The sequence below is a fragment of the Meiothermus cerbereus genome (assembly GCF_051297115.1).
Lineage (GTDB): Bacteria > Deinococcota > Deinococci > Deinococcales > Thermaceae > Meiothermus > Meiothermus cerbereus_A.
Map to the genome: position 1 here is coordinate 1 of NZ_JBEVAL010000004.1, position 25,821 is coordinate 25,821.

Below are 25,821 nucleotides of genomic sequence, written 5' to 3' on the forward strand. Positions count from 1 at the left end.
TCATCGCAAAAACTGCCACTTTTTGCCCACTTATCCACAGGTTGCCTGTGGATAACTCGGGTTTCTCATAAATACCCCCTTTAAGAGCCCTTTACAGGACGGCGATTAACGGGGTATGCTGTCGCAAACAAAAAGCCCCGTAAGGGGATTGCAACTTGGGCCGCGAGGAGATCCTCGAGCACACGCAATTTGTCGCAAACAAAAAGCCCCGTAAGGGGATTGCAACCGTCCACCTCACGTCATACACCTCGTTCTGAGCTAGAAAAGTCGCAAACAAAAAGCCCCGTAAGGGGATTGCAACTTTCGCCTTACCACCGGCCAATGAAAACCTCCTCATGTTTGGGAGTTACGCACTGGAGCGAGGCGCTGGGAGGGAACGAGATAGATAAAACTGCATGCAGAACAGTGTTTTCCTGAATCCCAGTGCGCCTGTGATTGCAAAGCACAAAGTTTCCAGAAACGAGAAGCCCGCAGCGTCAACAAAACATGATTCCGACGGGTCAAAGTGGGAGGCTTGCCTGTGGTTGTGTCAACGTTCAACTGCGTAAGTCCTAATTCGATTAAGATTCTTCTCTGCCGATTTACACATCGAACCGAACCATTCTCCGGCTAAGATATGTAGGTTGAGGTGGCTAATGGCCCTGACTTCCCCTGCACATGTTCCTAAGCGCTCTTTGCAAAAGCAGATAGTAGATCTACTTGGTGCTGCACTAAAACCGCTGTACTGGTGGTACGAGAAGCGCATCGAGGCCGAAGTACGCCAGGGGCACGCCCCTAAGCATCTGGGGCTCATCCTGGACGGGAACCGCCGTTTTGCTAAGGAGCTGGGGCTGGACGCGCACCATGGCCACGAATTCGGGGTACAGAAGGCCTACGAGGTGCTGGAGTGGTGCTTGGAACTAAAAATTCCCACTGTTACCATCTGGGTCTTCTCTACCGACAATTTCAACCGCAGCCAGGTAGAGGTTGAGACCCTGATGCAGTTATTCGTGCAGGAAGCCAAGCGCATGGCCCAGGATCCACGCATCCACGCCAACAAGGTGCGGGTTAAAGTGATTGGGCGACACGACCGCTTTCCCCCCAAGGTATTGGAAGCCCTGGAAGAGCTGGAAAAAGCCACCGAGCACCACAGCGGCATGCTCCTGAACATCGCCATGGGCTATGGTGGACGCGAAGAAATTGTTGATGCTGTCAAGCGCCTGCTACTAGAAGCTGCCAAAACCGGCCAGTCGCCGGAAGAGCTAGCCGCCGAGCTAGACCTCGAGCACATCTCCGAGCGGCTTTATACTGCTGGCGTACCCGACCCCGACTTCATTATTCGTACCTCGGGCGAGATTCGTCTCTCGGGCTTCTTGCTGTGGCAAGCTGCGTACAGTGAATACTACTTCTTTGATGCCTTCTGGCCCGCCTTCCGCAAGGTAGATTTTCTGCGGGCAGTACGCGACTACCAGAAACGTGAGCGGCGCTTTGGAAAGTGACGCCTAGCTTAAAGCACCATCAGCAAAGCCAGCAGCCCGCCCGGAAGCAGCCCCAGCGCCACATGTGTGCCAAGCCCTCGGGCTCCAAATGACAGCGCGGTTTTGAACACAGTGTTGCTCAGGGCAGCCACCACGATGGCAATGGAAGCAACAGACAGCATCAGTTGTTCGTTGGCTGTCAGGCGGGCCAGCGAGAGCGAGATGGCGTCCACGTCGGCCACCCCCGAAAAGGCGCTTACCACGTAAACCCCGGCATTGCCGAAGACCTCGAGGCCCACTTTGGTCAATAGCTTGACCAGCGCATAAACCCCAGCAAAGAGCAGTGCGCCCTGGAGCTGCAGGGGGTTTTGTACCGGCACGCTTTCCGGTGCTTCCCGGTCGCGTCGGGCCAGCCAGGCCGCTACCAGCAACCCCCACAGTAGCCACACAAGCACCGGGAGCCAGAGCAGCTGCAAGAGGGCCGGGGCGGTAGCGCTCCAGACCAGGATCCGCCCCAGCATCATCTGTGAGGCCAGCACCACTCCGCTGGCCCAGAGCGGATTGCGGCTGGGGTTGGCGCGGCTCTGGGTAACCATCGAAAGAGTAACGGCAGTGGAGGAAACCAGACCGCCCAGCAAAGCCGCTGCCCACAGGCCTTTAGAGCCTAGCAAGCGCAAGGCCAGATAACCCACAAAGTTAACTCCGGCCACCAGCAGAACCACCTGCCAGATTTCGCGGGGATTCCAGACCCCATAGGGGCCATAGTTGGCGTCGGGCAGCAGCGGGTAAACCACCCCGAGGAGCAGGGCCAGCAGCACCGCTGCCTCCACCTCACCCCGCTTGATCCCCCCTGCAAAAGCATGAAGTTCGTCGTGGAAGGCCAGGAAACCCAGCAGCAGGGCCCCTGCAAACAGGGCCGGCAGCACCGTACCCAAACCGCACAGTACCCCCAGCACATACACCACCAGGGCCGCCACCTGGCTGGTAGCATCGCGGCTGTTTTTGAGGGTATACACCGCCAGCCCTGCCACCGCAGCCAGCCCCACCACCGGCAACCACTGGTTTTGCCCAAGGGCGCTCACCCCCCCCAGCAGTCCCAGCAAAGTGAAGGTGCGCACCCCCCCAATGGTAGAGCCCTGGCGCTCTACCTTGGCCCGCTCGCGCTCGAGGCCCACTGCAAAGCCAATCAGGGTAGCGGCCAGCAAATGCCATAGCGACTCTTGCACTTCTCTACGCTACTACGTTTTTAGCATGACGAAGACGATCAGCCTGAGGGCAGGTTCAGCTCTGCCCGCAGCGTAGTGCCTGCACCAGGGCTGCTGGCGATGTAAAAGCGGCCCCCCAGGCGCTCGATGCGTTCCCGCATGGAAACCAGGCCCAGGTGGCCGGGATACTCGCGCTGGGGATCGAAGCCTACCCCATCGTCGCGGACCTCGAGCTCGACCTTGCCGTCTTGTTGTTGCAAGCGCAGGTACACCTTGTGGGCGTGGGCGTGCTGGACCACGTTGTGGAGGGCTTCCTGGGCCACCCGGTACAATGCCTCCTTGGCCTCCAGGCTTAGGGGTGGTTCGGAGTCCAGGCTGGTCTCGATATAAAGGCCATGCCGGGCCCGTGTGGCCGCTACCTGTCTGGCAAGCGCCGCCACCAACCCTTGGTGCTTTAGGGAGTCCGGGCGTAACTCAAAAATCAGGGCGCGCATCTCTGCCGTAGCCGCCTCGGCCAGCTTCAGCACGAAGTCCAGCGTGGCCGGAACCTGCTCGGGGTGCTGGGCAAGCTGGGCTTTGGCACTGCGCACCCCCAAGACAATGCCATAGATGGTCTGCGAAACCGAGTCGTGCAGGTTACGGGCCAGCTTCTGGCGCTCTTCCAGGGCCGCCTTGCCCTGGGCCTGGGCATAGAGGCGGGCGTTCTGAATGGCAAGGGCCGCCCGTCGTGCCAGCGAGGTAAAAGCCCGCTGTTCTTCGGGGCCAAAGGTATGGGGCTGCAGGTTGTTGACGCTAAAAACCCCGAACACCTGGCCCTCGAGGCGTATGGGAATGTGCATAAAAGCCCGGATGCCCTCGGGGTCGGTTATCTGCCGGGCCACCGCGTCGTCCTGGTGGGTGTCCTGCACCACCACCGTTTCCCCGCTGCGGGCCGCATGGGCTATCAGGCCGTGTCCTGCGTACTCGTTCATAAGCTGCACAAACTGCGAAGTAAAGCCCCGCTGGGCCCGGGTAATCAGGTACTGGTGGGTTTCATCCCAGGTCAGGATGCAGCTTTTATCGGCGCCCAGCAGATCCACACACACATCGGCCAGGGCCTGCAACACCTGGTCGAGCTCGAGCGAGGCATACAGCTTTTCGTCGGCCTGGTAGAGCGCCTCGAGACGCTTGCTTGCGAGGCGTTCTGCTTCAATGGCGTTCGGGGCAACATAAGGCACGTCCGCGTCCGTAAGGCTTTGCCGGGTCTGGCGGGGCTGGGTAATGTCTTGCACGATGGCTGCGCTGTACATTTGGCCCTCCAGCTCTGGGTACAGGAAAGAACAGCGCGCATACCGCCAGCTCCCATCCTTGCGTACAAAAGCAAGCTCGAGCGCGCCGGGCTGTGCAGGGCCGCCGGGCCACATCGCTCGGGCCAGCCCCTCGCGGTAGGGCGGCGCAACCCAGTCCAGCATCACTTTGGCCTGGAGCTCCTCCAGGCTGTAGCCCAGCAAGTCCAGGGCGGCCTGATTGGCATAGACCAGCCTGCGCTCTGCCGAGGCAATCAGGATGGCGTCATGAATCGCCTCCAAAAACCCGACCAGGGTTCTGGCCCAGGGTCGGTGCAAGAAATCAACCAGGCCCAACCAGCCCCTCCCGGATGGCAAATAAGGCGGCCTGGGTGCGTGAGGATAGGCCCAGCTTGGAAAGCAGGTTGGAGACGTGGGTCTTGACGGTGAGTTCGGACAGGTTCAGTTGTTGGGCGATGCGCTTGTTGGAAAGCCCCTGGGCTAACAGCCGCAGTATTTCGGTTTCTCTGGGGGTCAGGGCTTCGCGCATCTCGGCAGTACGCACTTCCTGGGCCAGCCGTCGGGCCGCCTCGGGGTGCAGCCGCACCTCACCCCGGCCCGCAGCATAAATGGCCTCAATTAGTTCCTCGGGCTGGGTGTCTTTGAGCAAATAACCCGTTGCCCCAGCGTGTATAGCCTCGGCCACCCACTGGTCTTCCAGCACGCTGGTCAGGGCAATGACCTCCACCTCGGGAAAGCGCGCCCTGATCTCGCGGGTTGCACGCACTCCGTCCATTACCGGCATCAGCAAGTCCATCAGCACCACATCCGGGTGTAGCTCGGCCACTTTTTCGAGCGCTTCCTGGCCGTTCTGGGCCTCACCCACCACATAAAGCCCCTCATCGGTTGCCAAAAACATGCGCAACCCCTGGCGCACCACCGCATGGTCGTCTACCAATAAAACACCCAGGCCTGTCTTTGGGTTGGGATGGTGCATGGTTTCAGGGTACACTCTGGTGGTCTGGCTCACCAGGGGCATCAATTTTTTGCGTCGGAAAGCGGGAAGGCTTGCCTCGGTTGCCAGAGTTCACTGGCCGGTCGAGGACAGCATGCCGTACACGCCGGGATGAGCGGGCGCACCGGCATGATGGTGGGCTACTGGAACCAGCACTTTACCCATGTGCCCATTGTGATGGCCACGCAAAAGCGCAAACAGATTGACCCCCAAAGCGAACTCTGGCAGCAGGTCTTGGGGGCTACCGGACAGCCCAGGTGGATGTAAAAGGGTGCAGCCTGCCCGCTACCCATGCCCCCTCGAGGCCAGGTTCAAAATCACCACCCCCACAATAATCAGCACGATGCCCAGGGCAATTGCGCCGCTCATCGGCTCTTTGAGCACCAGCCAGCCCAGTACCGCAATCAGGGCGGTGCCCAGCCCCGACCAGACCGCATAGGCGGTATTGAGCGGGATGGTCTTGAGCGCCAGGCTCAGAAAGTAGAAGGCACTGGCATAGCCCAGCACCACCACCAATGAGGGCAGCGGCTTGCTAAAGCCCTGCGAAGCCTTGAGACCCGTCGAGCCGATCACTTCCGACACAATCGCAAGCAGCAGCAAAGCCCATCCGTTCACAAAACCCCCTCGAGTGGTGCAGGTTTCTTTGGATCCGGCGAGACCAGCTTGAGGCCGATCACCGAGCCAATCAACAGCACCAAGAAGACAATTCGGCCCACAGTGATGGGGTCGCCAAAAAAGAGAATCCCCACCAAAGCAGTACCAAAAGCTCCAATACCTGTCCAGACCGCGTATGCGGTACCCAGTGGGATGTGCTTGGTAGCAACCACCAGCAGCCCGAAGCTGATAGCGGCGCAGACAAAAAAGCTGACCGTATAGAGCCAGTTACTAAAGTTTTCCGAGAGCTTGAGGCTGGTGGCAAACCCCACTTCAAAGATTCCAGCCACCAACAGATAGACCCAGGCCATCATCCACCCCCAAATATCCGCAGTCCCATCACCGAGAGGATCAGGGTGGTCAGGAAGAACAAACGCCCTGTGTTCACAGGATCTTTGAAGAAGAAGATGCCTACCAAGGCTGTGCCAAAGGCCCCAATCCCTGTCCAGACGGCGTAGGCGGTGCCGACTGGGATGGTCAGCAGCACGTGCGAGAGAATTCCCAGGCTGAGGGGCGCAAATACAAAGAAACCCAGTGTGGGAAGCGGCTTCTTGAAACCATCGGATAGCTTCATCAGGGTGGTGAAGACCACCTCGAAGAGCCCTGACACAATCAACAAGGCCCAGGCCATCAGGCACCCCCTGCCAGCTCGAGCATCCGCCGCAGTACCTTTTTCTTGAAGTCGCCCTCGGGCACCCCCAGCTTGAGAATATCGGCCATGAAGATACCGTCGGTAGCCAGCATCGCCACCATCACGTCGGGGTTCTGCGGAACCTGGGCATACCAGCGCTGCCAGCGCTCACGCACTATTTCGAGCAAACTGGGATTCAGGGCCAGGGTCGCCATCATCCCCAGCAGCAGACCTTGCGAGCCGTCGTAGGAACCAAGCTTCACATAGGCCTCGGCCAGGGGCAGGCCGCTGTTCTCCAGGCTCTGCTCAAAGTTGTCCATGTGGTGTTCCAGCAACCCCCGCAGCAGCGCGTCTTTGCTGGGGAAGTGGTAGAGCAGCCCCCCCTTGCTGACTTCGGCTCTCTTTGCTACCGCATCCAGCGTCAGGGCCATGGCCCCCTCCTGCCGGATCACCTCCGAGGCCGCCTGCAATATCCGCACTCGAGCCTCTAGCGTGGGCGCTTTCGTTTGCGACATATTTTTCACCCGCGAGGGAGTATACCGTCTGGACGGTTTATTGTCAACCGTCTGGACGGTACAGTTAGGGCCGGACAAGCTTGTAGTAGTGGATGTTCAGGCCTCTTTAATTAGGCTCCACAAAAGCATCTGCAGCCTTCCACCATCCCGATGCTCATTTTCGCTCGATAAAACCCAAGTTCAGGAGATAGAATAAGCCGTAATGATTCGCATCTTACTCGCCGACGACCTTGCCCTCTTTCGTCAGGGGCTCAAAAGCCTGCTGGAAGCGGAGCCCGACTTTAAGGTCATGGGCGAGGCCAAGGACGGGCGCGAAGCCCTGCGCCACGCCCTCGAGGCCCACCCCGACATCATCCTGATGGACATCCAGATGCCGGGCCTGGATGGTGTGCAGGCCACTCAGGAAATCCTCAAGGAATGGCCCCAGGCCAAAGTAATCATGCTAACCATGTACCGCCAGGACAGCTACGTCTTTGAGGCCGTGAAAGCCGGGGCCCGGGGGTACATGCTCAAGGATGCCGATGCCAAGGAGCTGCTGGAAGCCATTCGGCGGGTTTATCAGGGCGAAGTCTTGCTGGATGCCGAGATGGCCGAGCAAATCATCCAGGACTTCAAGGCCAAACAAGAAGCCACCCCCAAAGAACACGCCGAACTATCGGAACGCGAGGTGCAGATTTTGCGCCTGGTGGCCCAGGGCTACACCAATCTCGAGATCGCTTCCGAGCTGTCGCTCTCGGAAAAAACCGTGCGTAACCGGCTTTCGGACATTTTCCAGAAACTCCACCTCAACAACCGCACCCAGGCCGCCCTCTACGCCCTGCGCGAGGGTCTGGCAGAAAAAAACAACGAGCAGTAGGTGCGCCTGCCCCGCCCGATTCCCCGCCTGCTGTGCGGTGGGCCTCGAGCCAGTATTATCTGAAGCCAATGAGTGACTTTACCACCGAAACCAGCCGCGATCCCATAGCCCTGCTGGGGGAAATTGCTGAAATTGGCGGCGATGTGGCCCGTGGGGCCTGGGTAGCCCGACAACTCCAGGCCCAGGGACTGACGCCCCAAACCGATGAGCTGGGCAACGTTTGGGCAGGTCAGGGCCCCACTTTACTGGTTGCCCACCTCGATACCGTGCTCCCCCCCGCCCCCTTGCGGCGGGAAAAAAGCCGCTGGTACGGGCCCGCTGTGGGCGACAACTCCTCAGGGGTAGCCGTTTTGCTGGCGCTGTCCCAAGAGCTGGTGGCTCTGGGCTGCACCGTGGCCTTTAGCGTGGGCGAGGAAGGGCTGGGCAACCTTCGGGGAGCCCGGCGTCTGGTAAAGCATTTGCAACCCCAGCAGATGGTCGCAGTGGATGGCTATCTGCCCGGCGTTGTGAGTCGCTCGGCGGGTTCGCACCGGATGCGGGCCCGTTTTATAGGGCCGGGGGGCCATGCCTGGGGCGACCGGGAGGCCCCATCACCCGTGCCGGCGCTGGGGCAGGCCCTGGCTGAGATGTACGCCCTAAAGCGCAGCAGTAATACCAGCCTGAATGTGGGGAGGTTATGGGGTGGCGAAGCCATCAATGCCATCCCGCAGGAGGTGGGCCTCGAGCTCGATCTGCGGGCGCTAGATGCCTTAGAGCTGGGCCGGATGGTTGCTCAGGTGCGCGAAATTTTGATGGAAGCTACCCGCAAGTTCAGCCTGCGCATGGAAATTGACGTACTGGGTGAGCGCCCTGCTGGCATGACCGCCACCGAGGCCATGATAGAAGCGGCCCGTCGGGCCTTTATGGAGATTGGCCTCGAGGCCCAGTTCACCGCTGGTTCTACCGATGCCTCGGCAGGGGTAGAAGCAGGCATTCCCGCCATTACCCTGAGCGTCTATCAGGGGGGCGGTGCCCACACCCCCGAAGAATGGGTAGAGCCCAACTCCCTGCGCTTAGGGATGCACGCCCTCCGAAGCTTTGTGCGGCAGCTTCTCCAAACATAACGGCTTTGTAACGGCCTCCTTGCTACCCTCTGAGGCACAAGAGGGGGCTATGTCGAAAAAACAGACCTTTTTGTTGCAGCTCTGGCAAGACCAAAGCGGCGTTTGGGTGGTGCTCAAGGATGAGCAATGCGGGTTACTTCACCAGTTCGAGAGCCTCGAGGCGCTTAGCCAATTTTTGTCGCGCATCGGAGAAAATTCTTCTGAGCATAGCGAAATAAAGGAAGCCCCGGTGGTGAATTCGGAATGACCAGCCTGAACCACGGAAGGCGTTTCTTGCCGAAGGTAGTGGGGTTGCGCTCCAGAATGCAAAAAGATGGCCCCTTGGGATTTGTTTTGGGTACAACCGGCCTTCACCAAACCACAGAGTGCGATAGGATAGTCGGGTGCGTGTAGGTGTCTTGAATAGCTGGCTTGCCAATCGCTACCTGCCTTTCTGGGAGTCTTATTTGCAAGCGTTGGAGGTAGAGATTGTTCGCCCCGAAGCAATTACAGTAGATTTGCCTGTCCCCCAGCCCATCCGGCGGGTGCTGAGCCAGGTCTTCAGCCTGAAGAACCAGGGGGTGGACTTCCTCCTGCTGCCCGACGTACAGCTCGGCGTTGAACCCCGTAAAGGCAGCCCTTCGCCCTGGCTGGTAGACCTGGACGCAACCCTGGAGCGGCTTGTGCCGGGCCTGCCACCCACCCTGGTGGTTCCGGCTGAGCTCTCGCTCGAGGTGGCCGGTCTGGCAGCAAAAATTGGGCAGCACCTGACCCAGAACCCCATGCTGGCCCGGCGGGCGCTGGAGCGCACCAAGCATCTGCTAAACGCCCCCTTTTCGCCCCCGAAGCAGTCTGGAAACCACCTGATTGGGGTGGTGGCCCAGCCCATACTGCTCAGTGACCCCGACTGGCTGGCCGCCCTCGGGCGCGGGTTGACCGAGTATGGACTCCACTTGTTTCTGGCCGATAAGGCACCGGCTGAGCTTCGCCAGGAGGGAAGGCACCTCGAGCTAGGCCTCGTCCTACCCACCGACCTCGAGGCCGCCGGAATGCACCGCCACCTCTCGAGGCTGGGCAAAGTCAAAGGGCTGCTCTACGTCCACGATGCCCAGTACCTGCCCCTGCCCACCCCCCTGCGCCGGGTGCTCAAAAAAACACCACCCCCAAAACCCTGGCGTCTGGTGGGCCTCGAGGCCCCCTGGGCCAGGGTTGCCGCCGAACTAGCCAAAGACCTCCAGGTTTGATAAACTGGCAGTTCTGCGCCTGGCATCAACCCTTGAGCCCAAATAGGTTTAGGTATACGCTCAAGAAACATTGGGAGGAGTACAGTGGTAAAAATGCAGCCGCCGGGTCAATTCGATTCATCACCTAGAACTGACCGGTCAGTTTTTGGTCCCCTTATGGCCCTGATGCCCTACCTGCGCCGTTATGGACAGCAGTACCTGTGGGGCATGCTGGCCGGTATTGCCTCGGTAGGGATGGCCTCTTTGTCGCCCTACTTCCTGCGCCATGCCATCGATGCCATTCAGGCGGGCGAGGCCTATCTGGTCTGGGTGTGGGCCATCCTGGGCGCAGCGGTGGCCGCGGCCTTTTTCTCCTGGGCCAACCGGCAACTCCTGGTGGTGGCCAGCCGCTACATCGAGCACGACCTGCGCATGGATCTGTTCAAAAAAGCCCTGGCCCTGGACAGCTATTTTTACAGCAAAAACCGCATCGGCGATCTGATGAACAAATTCACCACCGACCTGGGCGCGGTGCGCGAGATGCTGGGTGGCGGCATCAACATGGGCAGCCGCCTGCTGATGTTTGTGGTGTTTGCCATTGTGGCCATGTACCTGGTGAGCGTGCCACTGGCCCTGGCCCTATCGCTGGTATTTCCCATCATCTTTGGGGTCATGTACTACGTATTGCGCCTGATTGACCGGCGCTACCGCGAAAGCCAGGAGTCTTTCGACCGGATTTCTACCCGCGCACAGGAAAATTTCTCCGGCATCCGGGTGGTCAAGGGTTTTGCCCTGGAAGACCGCGAGCTCGAGACTTTTCAGGCCCTCAACAAGGACTATATCGCCAAAAGCCTGGCCCTGACCCGTGTGGACGGCCCGGTGCGGGCCCTGATGGGCCTGCTGATGGGCTTTGCCGCCCTGATTGTGCTGTGGATGGGCGGCGGAATGGTCATCCGGGGCGAGATGACCGCCGGGCAGTTCGTGCAGTTTAACGCCTATCTGATGATGCTGGGCTGGCCCATTGTGGGGTTGGGCTGGACGCTCACCATCTTCCAGCGGGGCTCGACAAGCTACAAGCGGCTGGAGGAGTTCTGGCGCGAGCCTGCCCGCATTACCGATACGCAGGATACTTCCAAGCGCTCTTTAGCTCCCCTTCACCTGCGGGGAGAGGTCAAGTTTGAGGAGGTACACCTGGAGCTGGGCGGGCGCAAGGTGCTGGATGGCATCACCCTGACCATTCCCGAAGGCACCACCCTGGGCATCACTGGACGTACCGGAAGCGGCAAGACCCTGTTGGTAAGCCTGATTCCGCGCATCCTGGAGCCCACCACAGGCCGGGTTCTGGTGGGTGGCTCCGACGTAAAAGAGCTGCCCCTTGCGGCCTTACGTGCGGCCATCGGAATGGTGCCACAGGAGCCCTTCCTGTTTTCCGACACCCTGGTCGAAAACATCTGCTTTGGGCTACCGGAGGTAGACCTCGAGCGGGCCGTCTGGGCCGCCCGGCTGGCCGGGGTTCACGACGACATCGTGGGCTTTCCCAAAGGCTACAACACCTCACTGGGCGAGCGCGGCGTAACCCTCTCGGGCGGGCAGCGCCAGCGGGTAGCCCTGGCCCGGGCCCTGGCCCGCAAGCCCTCAATTCTGATTCTCGATGACGCCATGAGCGCTGTAGATACCGAGACCGAGTCGCGTATTCTTTCGGGACTCAAAGGCGTACTGGGGCAACAAACCACCATTCTGATCGGCCACCGCACCTCCACCCTGCAGTATGCCGACTGGATTGTGGTACTGGACCACGGCAAAATTGCCGAGGAAGGCACCCACGAGATGCTGTTGGCTACAGGGGGCATCTATGCCGAGCTGGATAGAATCCAGCGCCTGCAAGCAGAGGTGGATTAGCACGCCTGACCCATTGCCAGGAAAAACTACCAGCCATTAGCAACCAACCATCAGCAGCGGAGTCTTATGCACGAAGAAGAAGCCTTTAAGAAGAGTTTTGATGCCAAACTGGCCCGGCGCATTCTGAGGTACGTCCGGCCCTACTGGAAGCAGATAGGGCTGGCTTTGCTGGCGCTGGTCGTAAGTACCCTTACGGCAGCCTCGACCCCGCTTTTTCTCAAATATGCCATCGACAACGCCATCCTGCCGCGCGAGGTGCTACCCCTGGCCCAGCGCTACGAGACCCTGCTGCTCATCAGCGCGGTTTTTCTGGCGGTGCGGGTGGTGGATTTCATAGCCAACTACGCCCAGACCTACCTGATTAGCTGGGTGGGGCAGCACATCCTCTACGACCTGCGCTCGGAAATCTTCGCCAAGCTCCAGCGCCTGCACCTTGGCTATTTTGACCGCAACCCCGTGGGCCGCCTGATGACCCGCATCACCTCCGATGTGGACGCCATTAACCAGTTCATTACCGGCGGACTGGTCGGGCTCATTGCCGATTTTGCCCTGATTATCGGCCTGATGACCTTCATGCTGGTGCTGGACTGGCGTCTGGCGCTGGTGGCCTTTGCCATCATGCCCATCTTCCTGGCCGTTACCACCTGGATTCGCAATGGAATGCGCGAGTCCTACCGGGCCATGCGGCTACGGCTGGCCAAGGTTAACGCCTCGCTGCAGGAAAATCTGGCAGGGGTACAGACCACCCAGCTCTTCGGTCGGGAGCCCAAAAATGAAGCCCAGTTCAACCTGCTCTCCACCGACCTGCGCAAGGCCTGGGTAGACATTATCAAGTGGTTTGCCCTGTTTTTCCCTCTGGTGGGCTTCATGGGGGAAATCACCGTGGCCCTGGTGCTGTGGTACGGGGGTGGCCAGGTCATACAGCAGGCCATTACCCTGGGCCTGCTGGTGGCCTTTACCGACTACGTGCGCCAGCTCTTCCAGCCCCTGCAAGACCTGTCCGACAAGTTCAACATCTTCCAGGCGGCCATGGCCTCGGCTGAGCGCATTTTTGGGCTGCTGGATACCAAAGAAGAGGTGGCCGACAGGCCAGGGGCCATAGGGGTCGAGCGCTTTCGGGGCCAGATTGATTTTGAGGACGTCTGGTTTGCCTACGGCAAGCGGGGCGAGGCCCCGGTGGAACCAGGAAGTCAAGCAGAGCAACAAGGCAGACCAACCTTTGCTTCCTCTTCAGAGCGGCTCGAGGCCCCTGCTTCTGGCCAGAAGCCAGCAGACGACTGGGACTGGGTGCTGCGCGGGGTGAGCTTTCGCGTACGACCTGGCGAAAAGATTGCCCTGGTGGGTGCGACTGGCGCCGGCAAAACCAGCGTAATTAGCCTGATCGCCCGCTTTTACGATGTGCAGCAGGGAGCAGTCAAGATTGATGGTGCGGATGTGCGGGATTACCGGCAACGCGATCTGCGTCGGGCCATTGGCATTGTTTTGCAAGACCCCTTTTTATTTAGCGGCACAATTGAGTCGAACCTGAGGCTGGGCGACGGGCGCATTTCCTTCGAGCGCATCCAGGAAGTGTGCGCTTTTGTGGGCGCCGATGAGTTTATTCAGAAGCTACCACAAGGCTATCAAACAGTTCTGCACGAGCGTGGTGGGGGGCTCTCGACAGGCCAAAAGCAACTGCTGGCCCTGGCCAGGGCTATCCTGCATAACCCCGACATCCTGTTGATTCTGGACGAGGCCACCGCCAACGTGGACTCCGAAACCGAGCAGAAAATTCAGGCTGCCCTGGAGCGGGTAATGGAAGGCCGCACCTCGATTGTGATTGCCCACCGCCTTTCGACCATTCGTCACGTAGACCGGATTCTGGTATTCCGCAAAGGCAAGCTCCTGGAGGAAGGCAGCCACGAGGAGCTGCTGCGGAAGGGCGGCTATTACGCCAAGTTGTACGAATTGCAGTACGTGCACGGTAGCGGCGACTGATGGAAAGCAGGATTGCCGCAATTTCTACCCAAAACCCAGCACACCGCTACAGCGCCTCGAGTTCATCGCGGTGGCGCTCGATGAGCAGCAATAGGCGCGAGAGCAGGGCTTTTTCGGCCAGGATAACCAGCCCTTTTTGCTTCAAAGGCACCAGCACCAGCACCCACTGGGGCAGCGAGATAACGGAAAGCCGAGCCAACTGCCCCGATAGCTCGTTGGCCAGGTTGAGCAGGTCGTCGAAGACGGTCTGCGCGCTGCTGGCAGCAAAGGGCAGGCTGCCCACCACTGCCCGGCCCCCCTCCACCAGGGCTACGGCCTCCACGCCTCGCATATGAAACTGCCTCAGCACCTCGGGTTGGTCGGAAGGAGCAGCAGAGGGTGCCTGGGGGGTGGGTTGGGCAGGTTCGGGCTGGGGGGAGACCTCGAACACCTCCAGCAAGGACTCGAGGTCGGCCCCCCTCAGCTCCTGAAGCACACTCTGCGCTGCGGCGTATTCCTGGGCCAGTTGGGCCCCCAGGCGCTCGGCTTCCTCCAGGGCCCGCCGTACCTCCAACAGGCCGCTTACCCCCAGGCGGGGCAGGCGCTCGGCGGCTGAGCGGAGGAAGTCGCATAAGGGTTTGAGCCGCAGGGCTGTCTCGCCCCCTACCCCTTTGTGGGTGTTGTAGGCCTCGAGCACAGCCCCGATGCGTGCGCTCATCTCGGTGCGCAGGGTTTCCTGGGCCCGGCGCAGGCGACCCAGGAGGGCGTGAATCTCGGTTAGGTCGGGCAGCTCACCGGCCTGCAGACAGGCCCTGGCCTGGTCAACTTTCTCCTCGAGTTCTTCACCGCCCAGGCCCTTCATGCTACGGGCCACCATCTCGTAGCGTGAGAGCTCCTCGGTGATGGAGGCCCGGCGGGCTGCCACCAGGTCGCCCAAAGCCCGTTCCAGGGGGGCAGGATCGGCAACGCGCCCCTGGGCCAGCGCCGCGCGGCTGGCCTGCAAAGGTTGCTTGAGTTCAATCAGGGACTCTTTGAGGGTTCGCTCGAGGTCCAGGATACGGGCCTCGAGGGCATCCAGCTTGCTCGATACCAGCCCCCTGGCGCGTTCGACCAGGGCTTGCACGGCGGGCTCGAGTTCGGCCAGGCGCCCCGCCCCTTGCTCAATCTGCTGCATCAGGTTCTTCCTGTCCAGCTCGAGGGCTTCCAGGTTGGGCAAAGCCTGCAGGGTAGCCCGCAGGCCCATGCGCTTGAGGCTGTCTTCCTCGCGTTCTCTGGCTAGCTGGGATAAAAGCTCGGAAAGCTCCTGGCGCAGGGCGGTCAGGGCCGACTCGGAGATGTCTGGCGCGGCCAGACTTAGCAAAAAAGACTCCACCTGCCTGTGCCCGCGAAAAGGCGAAAGGGCCTGCTCCGCCTCGGCCCGCAGGGTAGCCAGGGCGGCCTCGAGGCGGGCCTGGCGCTCCCGGTTTTCGCGGTTGGTTTTTTCTTCAGCCTCGAGGCTTTCCAGGTTGCGCTCGAGCTCGGCCAGTTCGGGTGGAATTCCACCCGCGTGCAGGGTCTCCAGCACCACTGCCAGGCGGGCCTGAAGGGGGGCGGTACGGCCTGAGGGCAGCTCGAGGCGACCCAGCCGATCGGCCAGCCACTCGTAGCGCACCCGGGCTTCGGCCAGGGCCTCTGCGTGGGCGGCTTTGAGCAGCTCGGCAAAGGCCTCCAGGCGCTCACCCAGGGGGTTTCCGCCTGCCAGCTGGGCTTCCAGGTCGGCCAGTTGGCTGGCCAGGTGGGGCTGGCTCAATAAAGCCGCGTAGCGCTCCTTGAGCGACTCGAGCTGACGGGCATCCTCGGCCACATCAATCTCGCGGATGCGCGACAGCTGCTCGGCAGACAGGGCGTCGAAATCGAGGTCGATGACCAGCGCTTCATCGTCAAAGCCATCGGCGGCCTCACCCAGCTCGACCGGCGCCTCGATGGTGGGATCCTTGAGCACCACCTGTGGCTCGGTAGGGCTGTCCATCTGCGGGATATCCTCGATGGTGTCCAGGGTTATGGTCGCTTCGCTGGTCGGGTTTTGCACCACCGAGGACTCCACCAGCTTGCGCATGTCGGCGGCCAGGGCCCGCGCCCGCTGCACCTCGGCTGCGGCCAGGGTCTCTTGTGCGTGGGCCTCCTGGATTACCCGGATCAGGTTTTCCAGGCGACGCACCTTGGGGCCACCCACGCTCTGCACCCGCTGCAAGCTCATCTCGAGCTCGGTGATGTCTCGGGTCTGGCGCAGCAAAGCGGCCTGGAGCTTTTCCTCGAGCTGGGCCAGCACCTCCTGCCCCTCACGCAACAAAGACCGCACCGCCGAGGCTTCCGGGTCCTGCTTAATCACATTGATTACCCCGCGCAAGCGCCCCACCTCGGGCCAGTCCAGGTAGAGGCTGAAGCGCTTCAGACCCGCCTCGAGGTCCGCCAGTACCCCCCTGGCGTGGGCCGACAGCCCGCCTCCCCCCGCGCTGGCGGCCTTCTCGCCGCCAATACCCAGTTCCTTTAGTATTTCTTCGATGCGGCTACGGGCCGCATTGGGGCTCATTTTGGTCTGTAATTCGCGGTAAACCAGGCGTTTGAGAATCGTCTCGGCCTGGGATGCATCTAGCTTATCGGGACTTATGCCCAACCGGCGCACCCCTTCCTCCAGAACCACCCGGGTGCGCTCCCCTAAAATCGGCTCGAGGGACTTACTGAGACTCTGATACAGCGACAAGCCCTGACCTCCAGTTAAAACCATAAGATACCCGTTCTCAACCCAGTGTATAGCCGACAAGGTTTTGGGGTTGTTCAAAACGACACTGGAAGGCAGTTAGATTATCGCTTGCTCAAACCCCGTCCACGGTCTCTACACAAAAACCTTGCAAGCCACCGCTCAACGAACCGGGTGGTGGGCCGCGGCCTCAATCAGCAGGCGGAAAATACCCCATTGTTCGGGCAGCAGTTCGGGATGCCACTGTACCCCCAGGTAGAAGGGGTGGCCCTCGAGCTGCACCGCCTCCACAATGCCATCTGGAGCAGTAGCCACCACACGCAGGCCGGGGGCCAGGTCTTTGAGGGCCTGATGGTGATACGAGTTAACCCGAAAGCGATGCGCGAACAGCTTATTCAGGGGACTCTGCTCGGTCTGCTCCACACTGTGGCCCAGCGCGGGCGGCTCCGCTTTCTGGCTATGCTGCACAGCACGAAACCCCTGGGCAGGAAGGTCCTGGTAAAGGCTGCCCCCCAGGGCCACGTTCATCACCTGAACGCCTCGGCAAACCCCCAGGGTGGGGATACCGTGCTGGGCGGTATAGCGGGCTACAAACAGCTCGATGGCATCGCGCTCGAGGCTCACCTCCCCCATCTCGGGAATGGGCTCCTCGGCAAAATGGGCCGGATCCACATCCACCCCCCCTGGAAGCAGCACCCCGTCCAGCTTGCGCAACAACGCAGGCAGCTTATCGCTGGCCTGGGGGGGAAGGATTACAATGCTGGCACCCTGGCTCTCCAGGGCCTTGAGGTAGGGCTCGAGCAGACCCCAGATCTTGGTTCGAAAAAGACCTTCCACGCTGCGCGACTGAGGGGTTACACCAATGAGCATGTCCCAATCCTACACTGCCCTGCGCCCAGAGTTTAAAGAGGCCCTCAAGGAAGCTGCGGCTCGCTTTGAGACCCCCTTTTATGCCTACGACTGGCCCAGCATCCTGGAGCGCTTGGGGCGCCTGCAAAACTCGTTTCCCCAGGCAGAGATTTTCTATGCCATGAAGGCCAACCCCCGCCTGGGGCTCTTGCGGCGCTTGCTGGAGCGGGGCATTTTTGTGGAGGCGGTAAGCCTGGGCGAGGTGTACCGGGCCTACCAAGCCGGTTTCCGTCGCAACGAGGTGCTGCTCAATGGGCCGGTCAAGACTCCGGCCATGCTGGAAGCGTTGAGTCGCATGGGCATTCCGATTCTGGGCCTTGACTCTCTGGCCGACCTCAAGCGGGTTGGTAAGCTGCTGCCCAGGGCCCGGGTTCTTCTGCGGGTCAACCCCGATCTGCCCATTGTCACCCACGACCACCTGGCCACAGGGCGGGGCGACAGCAAATTTGGCCTGTTGCCCGAGGACATTGGGCAGGCCCTGGAATTGGCCCAGCGAAACCAGCTCGAGGTGCTGGGTTTGCACATCCACCTGGGATCGGCCCTCGAGCACCCCCAGGACTACCAGGCTGGCTACGCCGTGATGGACGCGCTCTACCGGGCCCACGGCCCCTTCCAGGTTATGAACCTGGGCGGGGGGTTTGGGCTGGGCCTCGAGCTGGCCGAGCTGGGGGCGCAGGTTGCTGCGCTGGCCCAAAAGCACAACGTCGAGGTTTGGCTCGAGCCGGGCCGTTATCTGGTGGCCGAAGCCGGGGTGCTGGTTACACGCTGCTGGGGAGTCAAGCGTACCCGGCGCAATTATCTGCTCATTGACGCAGGCATGAGCCAGCTCATTCGGCCCATGCTCTACGCTGCGGTACACCCGGTTGAACCGCTGTACCACAACCCCCGCCAGGCCACCTACGACCTGGCTGGCCCTGCCTGTGAGTCGGGCGATGTGCTGGCCCGCGACATAACCCTGCCCGAGCCCAAGGAAGGCGACCTGCTGGCCATTCTGCAAGCAGGGGCCTACGCCAGCAGCATGAGCAGCAACTACCTCGACACCCCCCGCCCCAGCGAGCTTTTGTGGACAGGCCAGGGCTGGGAGGTTATCCGCCAGCAGCAGAGCCTGGAGGCCCTGCTGCAAGACGAGATGTGAGCTTTTTCCCTCAGCGGGCCGCCTCGGCCTTGCGCTGGGCTTCCTCGAGGGCCTGGCGGGCCGGTACGTTGCCTTTCAGGGCTTTCTCCAGGGCTTCTTCCAGGAAATTGCGCCAGACCGCAAACTGAGGCACCCGTGGGCGGGGCTGGGCCACCGCCACCTGTTCAAAGGCCACCTTGCGGTAAGGGTTCTCGCGGTAGAAGGCTTCCAGCAAGGGCGTGGCCGACTTGCGCAAGGGCACGTAGTAGCTGGCCTCGACCCAGGTCTTGATGTTCTGTGGCTCCATCAGGAAGCGCCAGAACTCGAAGGCCCCCCGCTGCTGCTCGGCACTGGCTCCACGCAACACCACCAGCTGCGCCCCACCCAGCGGAACCTTTCCATTGGGCTCACGCGGGATGGGGGCCACACCCAGCTTGAAGGCAAAGGATGCGTTCTCGGCGGCGGGCCAGTTGGCAATCGAGGCCATGACCATCATGCCCTTGGTGCGGATAAAGTCGGTCTGCGCGAAAAAGCTTTCAGAGAGGTTGCGCACGCTAATACTGCCCTCGCGCCCCAAACGCTGAAGGTACTCGAGGGTCTCCACCACCTCGCGGGAGGTGAAGTTGGGCCGGCCATCGGGGGTGACCAGGTTGCCCCCCCGGCTGGTAACCTGGGCCTCAAAGGTCCAGGACTCGCTCAACGCAATAAACCCCTTGGAGGTTCGGCTGGTGAGCCCCCTGGCGGCCTGTTCAAACTCGCGCCAGTTGCTGGGCACTTTGAGTCCCTTGGCCCGAAGCTGGTTTTCGTTGAAGAACAGCACCGGTGTGGAGGTGTTAAAGGGCAGGCCATAGCGGCGGTTGTTGATCAGGCCGTAATCCCAGGCCGCCTCGAACAAATCGTCGGTGAAGGCCTTGGGCAAGGCATTCGCCAACTCGTCCAGCGGCAACACCACCCCCTCGGCCACCAGGCGCGGGAACAGCAGAATCTCGGCCTGGAACATCACCGGCGCACCGCCAGCACGTAGCGCTGCCAGCAAGCGGGTCTCCCCTTCGCGGTAATCGCCAATCAGGCGTGGGGTGACCCGGTAGTTTCGCTGGGAGGCATTAAAGGCGTTTGCAAACTGTGCAATCGTCCGTTCAGCCGGGCCATCCATGCTGTGCCAGAAAGAAATCTCGGTCTGGGCCGAAGCCATTCCCGCCACCAAAACCAAAGAAGTCAGCAAACGCTTCACATCTTCCTCCTAGGTGTCACCCTATTCTATGCCCATAGCCGGATTGTCAAGAACAGGTGGTCGCCTATCCGATAAGCAAGTATGCAAGCGCGATAAAGTTAGACCATGAAACAACCCGAAATAGATCTGCTGCAACATCAAGACTCCTGGCGGCTATGGCGCATTATGGCCGAAATTGTGGAGGGGTTTGAAGTTTTGGGAGAGCTTGGCGTACCGCTGGTAACGGTGTTTGGTTCAGCCCGCCTTGGTTCGGAAAACCCCTATTACCAGCAAGCCCTGCTGCTGGGCCAGCGGCTGGCCGAAGCAGGTTTTGGTGTGGTTACGGGCGGAGGGCCCGGGCTAATGGAGGCTGCCAACCGAGGGGCCTACAACGCCGGGGGCATCTCGGTGGGGCTCAACATCCAGCTGCCCCATGAGCAGCGGGCCAACCCCTTCCAGACCCACAGCCTTAGCTTCCGCTACTTTTTCGCCCGCAAGCTTATGCTGGTGCGCTACGCCAAGGCCTTTGTGGTAATGCCTGGGGGTTTTGGCAGCCTGGATGAGCTGGCCGAGGTGCTGGTGCTGGTGCAGACCGGCAAAGTACACCCTTTCCCCATTTTTGCGCTGGACACGGCTTACTGGAAAGGATTGCTGGACTGGATGAAGGACACCATGATTCCCGCAGGGGTCATTGACCCCCAAGACTTGAAGCTCATGACCCTGGTGGACACACCAGAAGCAATACTTGAAGCGCTCACTGGCGCTAATAGAAACAACCATTAGAGTGCTCTAGAGGCTTATCAGCCCAGCGGGAACCGGCAGTGTCCGATTGGCTTTGGTTGCCGGGAACACTCGAGACAGACGCAAACGACGTGTTGAACGCTCTTCCATGACAATGCCCTCTTCAATAATGTTCGTTTGACAGCGGCGGTTAGATGCAGGTGTTTTCCACCAGTACCGGGCCGGATTACAGTTTGGCAGCGCACCGCCAAGGCCATTTTGTCAACCGCCAACACGCGCTGTTTTGACCAGCTAGGCATGGCAAGCGATGGCAGTTTTCACCATAAAAAACTGTTTGGGGTTTAGCGGTGCATATAACCGTTACGTGGGAAGCGCAAGCTTGACTGCTTCGTTCTGAACAGCACAGCAAGCGTCCGGTGGTGCGGTCAATCGTTGGTCAGGCCCATGGTCTCTGGGGCGGGCAGTGATACGATTGGTTGTGATGAATGCGGTTGCTTCCTTCGTTGGGGCCTGGCAACATGCCCCTGTGCGCGATTCCAGGCTTCTTCCCATAGTCGAAAAAGTGGAGGCAGGGGAGCGCCTGACCTTCGAAGACGGGATGGTGCTCTACCATACCCCCGACTACAACACCCTGATGCGGCTGGCCAACCGGGTGCGCGAGCGCAAGCATGGCGGCAAAACCTACTTTGTGCACTCGCTGCGGCTCGAGTTCACCAACATCTGTTATGTGGGCTGCACCTTTTGCGCTTTTGCTGCCAAAAAAGGTGAGGCGCGGGCCTGGGACTACAGCGTGGAGGAGGTGGTGGCTAAGGTGCGCGAGAAGTGGGAGCCGGGCCTGACCGAGCTGCACATGTCCAGCGGGCATCATCCCACCCGCCCCTGGAGCTACTACCCCGAGATGGTGCGGGCCCTGAAGGAAAACTTCCCCGGTATCCAGGTCAAGGCCTTTACTGCCGCGGAAATTGAGCACCTCTCGAAAATCAGCAAAAAGCCTACGCTCGAGGTGCTGCGCGAGCTCAAGGAAGCCGGCCTGGTGGCCCTACCGGGCGGCGGGGCGGAAATCTTCGCCGAGCGGGTACGCAAGCAGATCGCCAAAAATAAGGTCAAGGCCGACAAGTGGCTGCAAATCCACCGCGAGGCCCACAGCCTGGGCATCCGCACCAACGCCACCATGCTTTACGGCCACATCGAAACCCTGGAAGAACGCCTCGAGCACATGGATCGGCTGCGCCGGCTGCAGGACGAGACCGGCGGCTTTTACAGCTTCATTCCCCTGGCCTTCCAGCCCGACGCCAACGCCCTGGCCTTCAACCTGGGCAAGACCGAGTTCACCACCGGCCTTGACGACCTGCGCAACCTGGCCGTAGCGCGGCTTTACCTGGACAACTTCGACCACATTAAAGGCTACTGGGTGATGATCTCCTCCGACCTGGTACAGGTCTCGCTCGACTGGGGGGTTTCGGACATCGACGGCACCATCATCGAAGAACACATTGCCCATGCCGCGGGAGCCACCTCTCCCCTGGGGCTCTCCCGTCAAAAAATGGTGCAGCTCATTCAGGCGGCCGGACGGGTGCCGGTGGAGCGGGATGCGCTATACAACGAGCTGCACATCTACGACCCCGCACCGCGGGCCTAGCGCCGTTTCGGCTGGTCATTCCAGAGCTTTTGTCATTGCTATGTACATACTTGGGGTTCCCCGCTACGCCAACACCGCGCCGCTCTATCACTTTTTGGACGAAGGGGAGGGGGTGGCCTTTCGCTATGGCGTTCCCACCGAGCTCAACCGCTGGCTTCTGGAGGGATCGGTAGACCTGAGCCTGGTCTCCTCGTACTTCTACCTGCAAAACGCAGGCCAGCTGCGACCCCTGCCCGACTTTAGCGTGGCCGACCTGGGGCCGGTGTACTCGGTCAACCTGTTTCACCGCGCACCCTGGAGCAAGCTAAAGCACATTGCCCTGACCACCGAAAGCGCCACCTCGGTACGGCTTTTGCAGTACCTGCTTCAGGCCGATGGCATAGAGGCCCGGTACACCCCCGAGCAAGGTGGCCTGGAGCTGTTAGAGCGTTTTGATGCTGTACTGCTGATTGGCGACCGGGCCATCACCACCTACTTTAGTCTGCTATCCGTCATTCCCGAATCGGTGCACCAGGTGCCCAGCCAGGTTGAAGGCATCCACATCACCGACCTCTCGATGAAGTGGTTCGAGCGTACCCGGCTGCCCTTTGTGTTTGGGGTCTGGGCTACCCGCAAAAACGCCCCGCCACCCCCCAATATTGTCCGCCGCCTGCGGACGGCCCGTTCGCTGGGACTGGGCAACCTGGCCGCGGTGGCCGGCAGCGAAGCCCAGCGCCTGGGCATTCCCGAGCGGCTGATGCAGCACTACCTGTGGAACTTCCGCTACCACTTAGAAGCCCCCGACCGGCTGGGGCTGCAGGCTTTTGCCGAGGCAGTGGGTCTGCCCTACCCAGACGACTACTGGGATGTGTAGGGCCAGCCAAACCCACCCCACACCTGTCGGATTTGTAACCTGGGGAGTCCGAATCCCGACTAAACTACTATACTTTTTAGAGAACAGAACCTATACTCTTATTGCGAGTGATTCGCAGTAAGAACTGGTTGTTCTAGGTGAAACAAGCTGTTAGAAGGGGAATAAGCATGGCAAATCAACTGGAAATCCGCAACCTGCACGCTAAAATCGTGGACGGCGAGACCATCCTGAACGGGGTCAACCTGATTGTGCCTAAGGGCCAGGTACACGCCATTATGGGGCCCAATGGGGCTGGCAAAAGCACCCTGGGCAAGATCATTGCCGGAGACCCCAGCTACGAGATCATCAAGGGCGACATTCTGATGGATGGCGAGAGCATCCTCGAGATGGAAGCCGACGAGCGTGCCCGCAAGGGGTTGTTCCTGGCTTTCCAGTACCCGGTTGAAGTGCCGGGGGTTTCCAATGCCAACTTTTTGCGGCTGGCCCTACAAGCTAAAAAGGGCGACGAAGTCAACATGATGGAGTTTTACGGCAAGCTGCAAAAGGCCCTACAGACCCTCGAGTGGGACGAGAGCATCCTGACCCGCTACCTCAACGATGGCTTCTCGGGGGGCGAGAAGAAGCGCAACGAGATCATGCACATGATGGTCCTGGAGCCCACCTACGCCATTCTGGACGAGACCGATTCAGGCCTGGACATTGACGCTTTGAAGGTGGTAGCCAAGGGCGTAAACGCCATGCGCGGGCCCAACTTCGGTGCACTGCTGATTACCCACTACCAGCGCCTGCTCAACTACATCGTGCCGGATGCGGTACACGTGATGATCGATGGCCGCATCGTCACCTCGGGGGGCCCTGAGCTGGCCTTGAAGCTCGAGGAGCAGGGTTACGACTGGGTCAAGGAACTGGCCGTGTCGAACTGATGGTGCGGGTTGCTCTATCAGAACCCTGGGCGCAAAGGAGCGAATATGTCCGACAACATCCTGATTGAAGACATTGGGAATGAATACAAGTACGGCTTTGTGGACGAGGTAAAACCCGTCTGGAAGGCCGAGAAGGGGCTGAGCCGGCGCGTGGTGGAGGCCATCAGCTACCACAAGGACGAGCCCGCCTGGATGCTCGAGTTCCGTCTCAAAGCGCTGGAAATCTACCAGTCCAAGCCGGTGCCGACCTGGGGGGCCGACCTCTCGGGCCTCAACATGGACGAGATCTACTTCTACGCCAAGCCCACCGAGAAGCGCGACGCCCGTAGCTGGGACGAGGTGCCGGAGGAGATTCGCCGCACCTACGAGAAGCTGGGCATCCCCGAGGCCGAGCGCAAGGTGCTGGCGGGGGTGGGCGCGCAGTACGACTCGGAGATGGTGTACCACCAGGTCAAAGAAGAGCTGCAGCGCCTGGGGGTTATCTTCGTCTCCATCGAGGAAGGGCTTAAGCACCACGAAGACCTTTTCCGCGAGTACTTCGCCACGGTTATTCCGCCGGAGGACAACAAGTACGCCGCCCTCAACTCGGCAGTCTGGTCGGGTGGAAGCTTTGTGTATGTGCCCAAGGGCGTGAAGGTAGACCTGCCTTTGCAGGCCTATTTCCGGGTCAATACCGCCGAGCTGGGCCAGTTTGAGCGCACCATCATCGTGTTGGACGAAGGCGCCGAGATGCACTACATCGAGGGCTGCACCGCCCCCACCTACACCACCGATTCGTTCCACTCCGGGGTCATCGAGATCGTGGTGAACCAGGGGGCCAAAAGCCGCTACACCACCATCCAGAACTGGTCGCACAACATGTACAACCTGGTCACCCAGCGGGCTTTGGTGAAGAAAGACGCCTACCACATGTGGCTGGACGGCAACCTGGGCTCCAAAGTCACCATGAAGTACCCCAGCAGCTACCTGGTGGAGGAAGGGGCCCGCTCGGACATCCTCTCCATCGCTTTTGCCAGTACGGGTCAGCACCAGGACGCGGGCGGCAAGCTGATTTTTGCGGCCTCCCATACCGGCGGCTCCATCGTCTCCAAGAGCATCTCCAAAGGCTCGGGCCGCAGCAGCTACCGGGGCCTGATTAAGGTCTACGAAGGGGCCAAACACGTCAAGGTCAATGTGGAGTGCGACGCCCTGCTGATCAACGAGGAGTCCCGCACCGATACCTACCCCTACATGGAAATCGAAGACGACACCGCCACGGTGGGCCACGAGGCCACCGTGAGCCGCCTCAACGACGAGCAGATCTTCTACCTGCAGAGCCGGGGCCTGCCCGAGGACGAGGCCGCGGCCCTGATTGTGCGCGGGTTCATCGAGCCGGTGGCCAAGGAATTGCCCCTGGAGTACGCGGTGGAGCTGAACCGCTTGATTGAGCTCGAGATGGAAGGTAGCGTAGGATAAAAAAGGATATGGCTGCCCAAACACCCGATACCCACCTCTACCTGACCGATGCTGAAGGTCGCAAGACCCACATCGTGCTGCCCCTCGAGGAGTACGAGGAGCTGCTTGAGGAGGCCTGGCACCGCCAGGTTATCGCCGAGCGTAGGGGGGACCAGACCTATAGCCTCGAGGACCTGCAAAAGGAACTCGAGCCATAGAATATGGCCTACACCCTTGCCATCTCTAAGCGCGTTGGCAAAGACCTGGCCGATCTCCCCAAAGAGGTACGGGGAAGGATCATTGCAAAGTTGAAGGAATTAGCAGAAGAGCCTTTCACGCCTGGCACCATCAAGCTCAAGGGGGAGGCTTCGTATCGGGTAAGGGTTGGCGATTTCAGAATCGTCTTCGATGTGGATACCAGCAGCCAGATTATAACCGTGCTGGCCGTGGGCCACCGCAAGGACATTTACAAGCGCCAAGGATGGCCGCAGTAGGGTGTGCCC

At 60.6% G+C, this 25,821-nt stretch carries 26 protein-coding genes; 16 read left to right on the plus strand and 10 right to left on the minus strand.

The features are described from left to right. The first annotated feature begins 635 nt into the window (after window positions 1–635). Complete coding sequence (locus ABWU19_RS01475; RefSeq protein ID WP_435900000.1) at window positions 636–1,478, plus strand: isoprenyl transferase; 843 nt, start codon at window positions 636–638, stop codon at window positions 1,476–1,478. 8 nt (window positions 1,479–1,486) lie between these two features. Here the strand turns inward: ABWU19_RS01475 and ABWU19_RS01480 are convergent, their stop codons facing one another. From ABWU19_RS01480 to ABWU19_RS01490, 3 genes are read right to left on the minus strand one after another with little or no spacing between them, the layout of a single operon-like run. Further along, the gene (locus ABWU19_RS01480) at window positions 1,487–2,683 is read right to left on the minus strand and encodes an MgtC/SapB family protein (RefSeq protein ID WP_435900001.1); all 1,197 of its coding nucleotides are present in this window, start codon (window positions 2,681–2,683) and stop codon (window positions 1,487–1,489) included. A 38-nt stretch (window positions 2,684–2,721) separates the two neighbouring features. Then, window positions 2,722–4,284, minus strand: a complete 1,563-nt coding sequence (locus ABWU19_RS01485; RefSeq protein ID WP_435900002.1) for a GAF domain-containing protein — start codon at window positions 4,282–4,284, stop codon at window positions 2,722–2,724. Then, window positions 4,271–4,924 carry a response regulator gene (locus ABWU19_RS01490; protein WP_435900003.1) on the minus strand — a complete coding sequence of 218 codons (654 nt, stop codon included), beginning with the start codon at window positions 4,922–4,924 and terminating at the stop codon, window positions 4,271–4,273. Before ABWU19_RS01490 ends, ABWU19_RS01485 begins: the two co-directional genes overlap by 14 nt. Before the next feature lie 129 nt (window positions 4,925–5,053). Between ABWU19_RS01490 and ABWU19_RS01495 the strand changes: the two genes are divergently transcribed. Beyond that, window positions 5,054–5,209, plus strand: a complete 156-nt coding sequence (locus ABWU19_RS01495) for a hypothetical protein (protein ID WP_435900004.1) — start codon at window positions 5,054–5,056, stop codon at window positions 5,207–5,209. Between the two features lie 18 nt (window positions 5,210–5,227). Here the strand turns inward: ABWU19_RS01495 and ABWU19_RS01500 are convergent, their stop codons facing one another. The 4 genes from ABWU19_RS01500 to ABWU19_RS01515 are packed head-to-tail and all read right to left on the minus strand — an operon-like array spanning window position 5,228 to window position 6,742. Beyond that, window positions 5,228–5,557, minus strand: a complete 330-nt coding sequence (locus ABWU19_RS01500; protein WP_435900005.1) for a DMT family transporter — start codon at window positions 5,555–5,557, stop codon at window positions 5,228–5,230. Next, a complete protein-coding gene (locus ABWU19_RS01505; RefSeq protein ID WP_435900006.1) occupies window positions 5,554–5,907 on the minus strand; it encodes a DMT family transporter in 354 nt (117 codons plus the stop codon). The genes ABWU19_RS01500 and ABWU19_RS01505 overlap by 4 nt, the downstream gene beginning before the upstream one ends. Continuing rightward, the gene (locus tag ABWU19_RS01510; protein ID WP_119361526.1) at window positions 5,907–6,227 is read right to left on the minus strand and encodes a DMT family transporter; all 321 of its coding nucleotides are present in this window, start codon (window positions 6,225–6,227) and stop codon (window positions 5,907–5,909) included. Before ABWU19_RS01510 ends, ABWU19_RS01505 begins: the two co-directional genes overlap by 1 nt. After that, window positions 6,227–6,742 carry a TetR/AcrR family transcriptional regulator gene (locus tag ABWU19_RS01515; RefSeq protein ID WP_435900007.1) on the minus strand — a complete coding sequence of 172 codons (516 nt, stop codon included), beginning with the start codon at window positions 6,740–6,742 and terminating at the stop codon, window positions 6,227–6,229. Before ABWU19_RS01515 ends, ABWU19_RS01510 begins: the two co-directional genes overlap by 1 nt. 202 nt (window positions 6,743–6,944) lie before the next feature. On the opposite strand from ABWU19_RS01515, the gene ABWU19_RS01520 reads away from it, so the two are divergent. From ABWU19_RS01520 to ABWU19_RS01545, 6 genes are all read left to right on the plus strand, one after another. Then, window positions 6,945–7,598 carry a response regulator gene (locus tag ABWU19_RS01520; RefSeq protein WP_435900008.1) on the plus strand — a complete coding sequence of 218 codons (654 nt, stop codon included), beginning with the start codon at window positions 6,945–6,947 and terminating at the stop codon, window positions 7,596–7,598. Between the two features lie 68 nt (window positions 7,599–7,666). After that, on the plus strand, window positions 7,667–8,701 hold the full coding sequence (locus ABWU19_RS01525; protein ID WP_435900009.1) for a M20/M25/M40 family metallo-hydrolase: 1,035 nt from the start codon (window positions 7,667–7,669) through the stop codon (window positions 8,699–8,701). Window positions 8,702–8,750: 49 nt separating this feature from the next. Beyond that, entirely contained in the window at window positions 8,751–8,948 is a 198-nt protein-coding gene (locus ABWU19_RS01530) for a hypothetical protein (RefSeq protein ID WP_435900010.1), read from the plus strand. 151 nt (window positions 8,949–9,099) lie between these two features. Further along, a complete protein-coding gene (locus tag ABWU19_RS01535) occupies window positions 9,100–9,924 on the plus strand; it encodes a hypothetical protein (RefSeq protein WP_435900011.1) in 825 nt (274 codons plus the stop codon). Window positions 9,925–10,089: 165 nt separating this feature from the next. Further along, a complete protein-coding gene (locus ABWU19_RS01540; protein ID WP_435900061.1) occupies window positions 10,090–11,802 on the plus strand; it encodes an ABC transporter ATP-binding protein in 1,713 nt (570 codons plus the stop codon). A 66-nt stretch (window positions 11,803–11,868) separates the two neighbouring features. Continuing rightward, window positions 11,869–13,779: an ABC transporter ATP-binding protein gene (locus ABWU19_RS01545; RefSeq protein WP_435900012.1), complete on the plus strand. Its 1,911-nt coding sequence runs from the start codon at window positions 11,869–11,871 to the stop codon at window positions 13,777–13,779. A 46-nt stretch (window positions 13,780–13,825) separates the two neighbouring features. Here the strand turns inward: ABWU19_RS01545 and ABWU19_RS01550 are convergent, their stop codons facing one another. Both ABWU19_RS01550 and ABWU19_RS01555 read right to left on the minus strand, forming a co-directional pair. Next, window positions 13,826–16,498: a hypothetical protein gene (locus tag ABWU19_RS01550; protein WP_435900013.1), complete on the minus strand. Its 2,673-nt coding sequence runs from the start codon at window positions 16,496–16,498 to the stop codon at window positions 13,826–13,828. A 159-nt stretch (window positions 16,499–16,657) separates the two neighbouring features. After that, entirely contained in the window at window positions 16,658–17,365 is a 708-nt protein-coding gene (locus ABWU19_RS01555) for a gamma-glutamyl-gamma-aminobutyrate hydrolase family protein (RefSeq protein WP_435900014.1), read from the minus strand. Between ABWU19_RS01555 and lysA the strand changes: the two genes are divergently transcribed. Continuing rightward, complete coding sequence (lysA, locus tag ABWU19_RS01560; RefSeq protein ID WP_435900015.1) at window positions 17,364–18,539, plus strand: diaminopimelate decarboxylase; 1,176 nt, start codon at window positions 17,364–17,366, stop codon at window positions 18,537–18,539. The two genes, ABWU19_RS01555 and lysA, sit on opposite strands and share 2 nt — an antisense overlap. Before the next feature lie 10 nt (window positions 18,540–18,549). On the opposite strand, the gene ABWU19_RS01565 is transcribed toward lysA, so the two are convergent. Further along, window positions 18,550–19,710 carry an ABC transporter substrate-binding protein gene (locus ABWU19_RS01565; RefSeq protein ID WP_435900062.1) on the minus strand — a complete coding sequence of 387 codons (1,161 nt, stop codon included), beginning with the start codon at window positions 19,708–19,710 and terminating at the stop codon, window positions 18,550–18,552. A 144-nt stretch (window positions 19,711–19,854) separates the two neighbouring features. Between ABWU19_RS01565 and ABWU19_RS01570 the strand changes: the two genes are divergently transcribed. From ABWU19_RS01570 to ABWU19_RS01600, 7 genes are all read left to right on the plus strand, one after another. Continuing rightward, a complete protein-coding gene (locus ABWU19_RS01570) occupies window positions 19,855–20,511 on the plus strand; it encodes a TIGR00730 family Rossman fold protein (RefSeq protein ID WP_435900016.1) in 657 nt (218 codons plus the stop codon). 439 nt (window positions 20,512–20,950) lie between these two features. Beyond that, window positions 20,951–22,108, plus strand: coding sequence for an aminofutalosine synthase MqnE (mqnE, locus tag ABWU19_RS01575; protein WP_435900017.1), 1,158 nt, complete (start codon window positions 20,951–20,953; stop codon window positions 22,106–22,108). Window positions 22,109–22,148: 40 nt separating this feature from the next. After that, on the plus strand, window positions 22,149–22,961 hold the full coding sequence (locus ABWU19_RS01580) for a menaquinone biosynthetic enzyme MqnA/MqnD family protein (protein ID WP_435900018.1): 813 nt from the start codon (window positions 22,149–22,151) through the stop codon (window positions 22,959–22,961). Window positions 22,962–23,128: 167 nt separating this feature from the next. Then, a complete protein-coding gene (sufC, locus tag ABWU19_RS01585) occupies window positions 23,129–23,884 on the plus strand; it encodes a Fe-S cluster assembly ATPase SufC (protein WP_435900019.1) in 756 nt (251 codons plus the stop codon). 45 nt (window positions 23,885–23,929) lie between these two features. After that, window positions 23,930–25,339, plus strand: coding sequence for a Fe-S cluster assembly protein SufB (gene sufB, locus ABWU19_RS01590; RefSeq protein ID WP_435900020.1), 1,410 nt, complete (start codon window positions 23,930–23,932; stop codon window positions 25,337–25,339). An 8-nt stretch (window positions 25,340–25,347) separates the two neighbouring features. Next, on the plus strand, window positions 25,348–25,536 hold the full coding sequence (locus tag ABWU19_RS01595; protein WP_314136400.1) for a hypothetical protein: 189 nt from the start codon (window positions 25,348–25,350) through the stop codon (window positions 25,534–25,536). 3 nt (window positions 25,537–25,539) lie between these two features. Continuing rightward, window positions 25,540–25,812: a type II toxin-antitoxin system RelE family toxin gene (locus ABWU19_RS01600; protein WP_314136401.1), complete on the plus strand. Its 273-nt coding sequence runs from the start codon at window positions 25,540–25,542 to the stop codon at window positions 25,810–25,812. The last annotated feature ends 9 nt before the right edge of the window (window positions 25,813–25,821 follow it).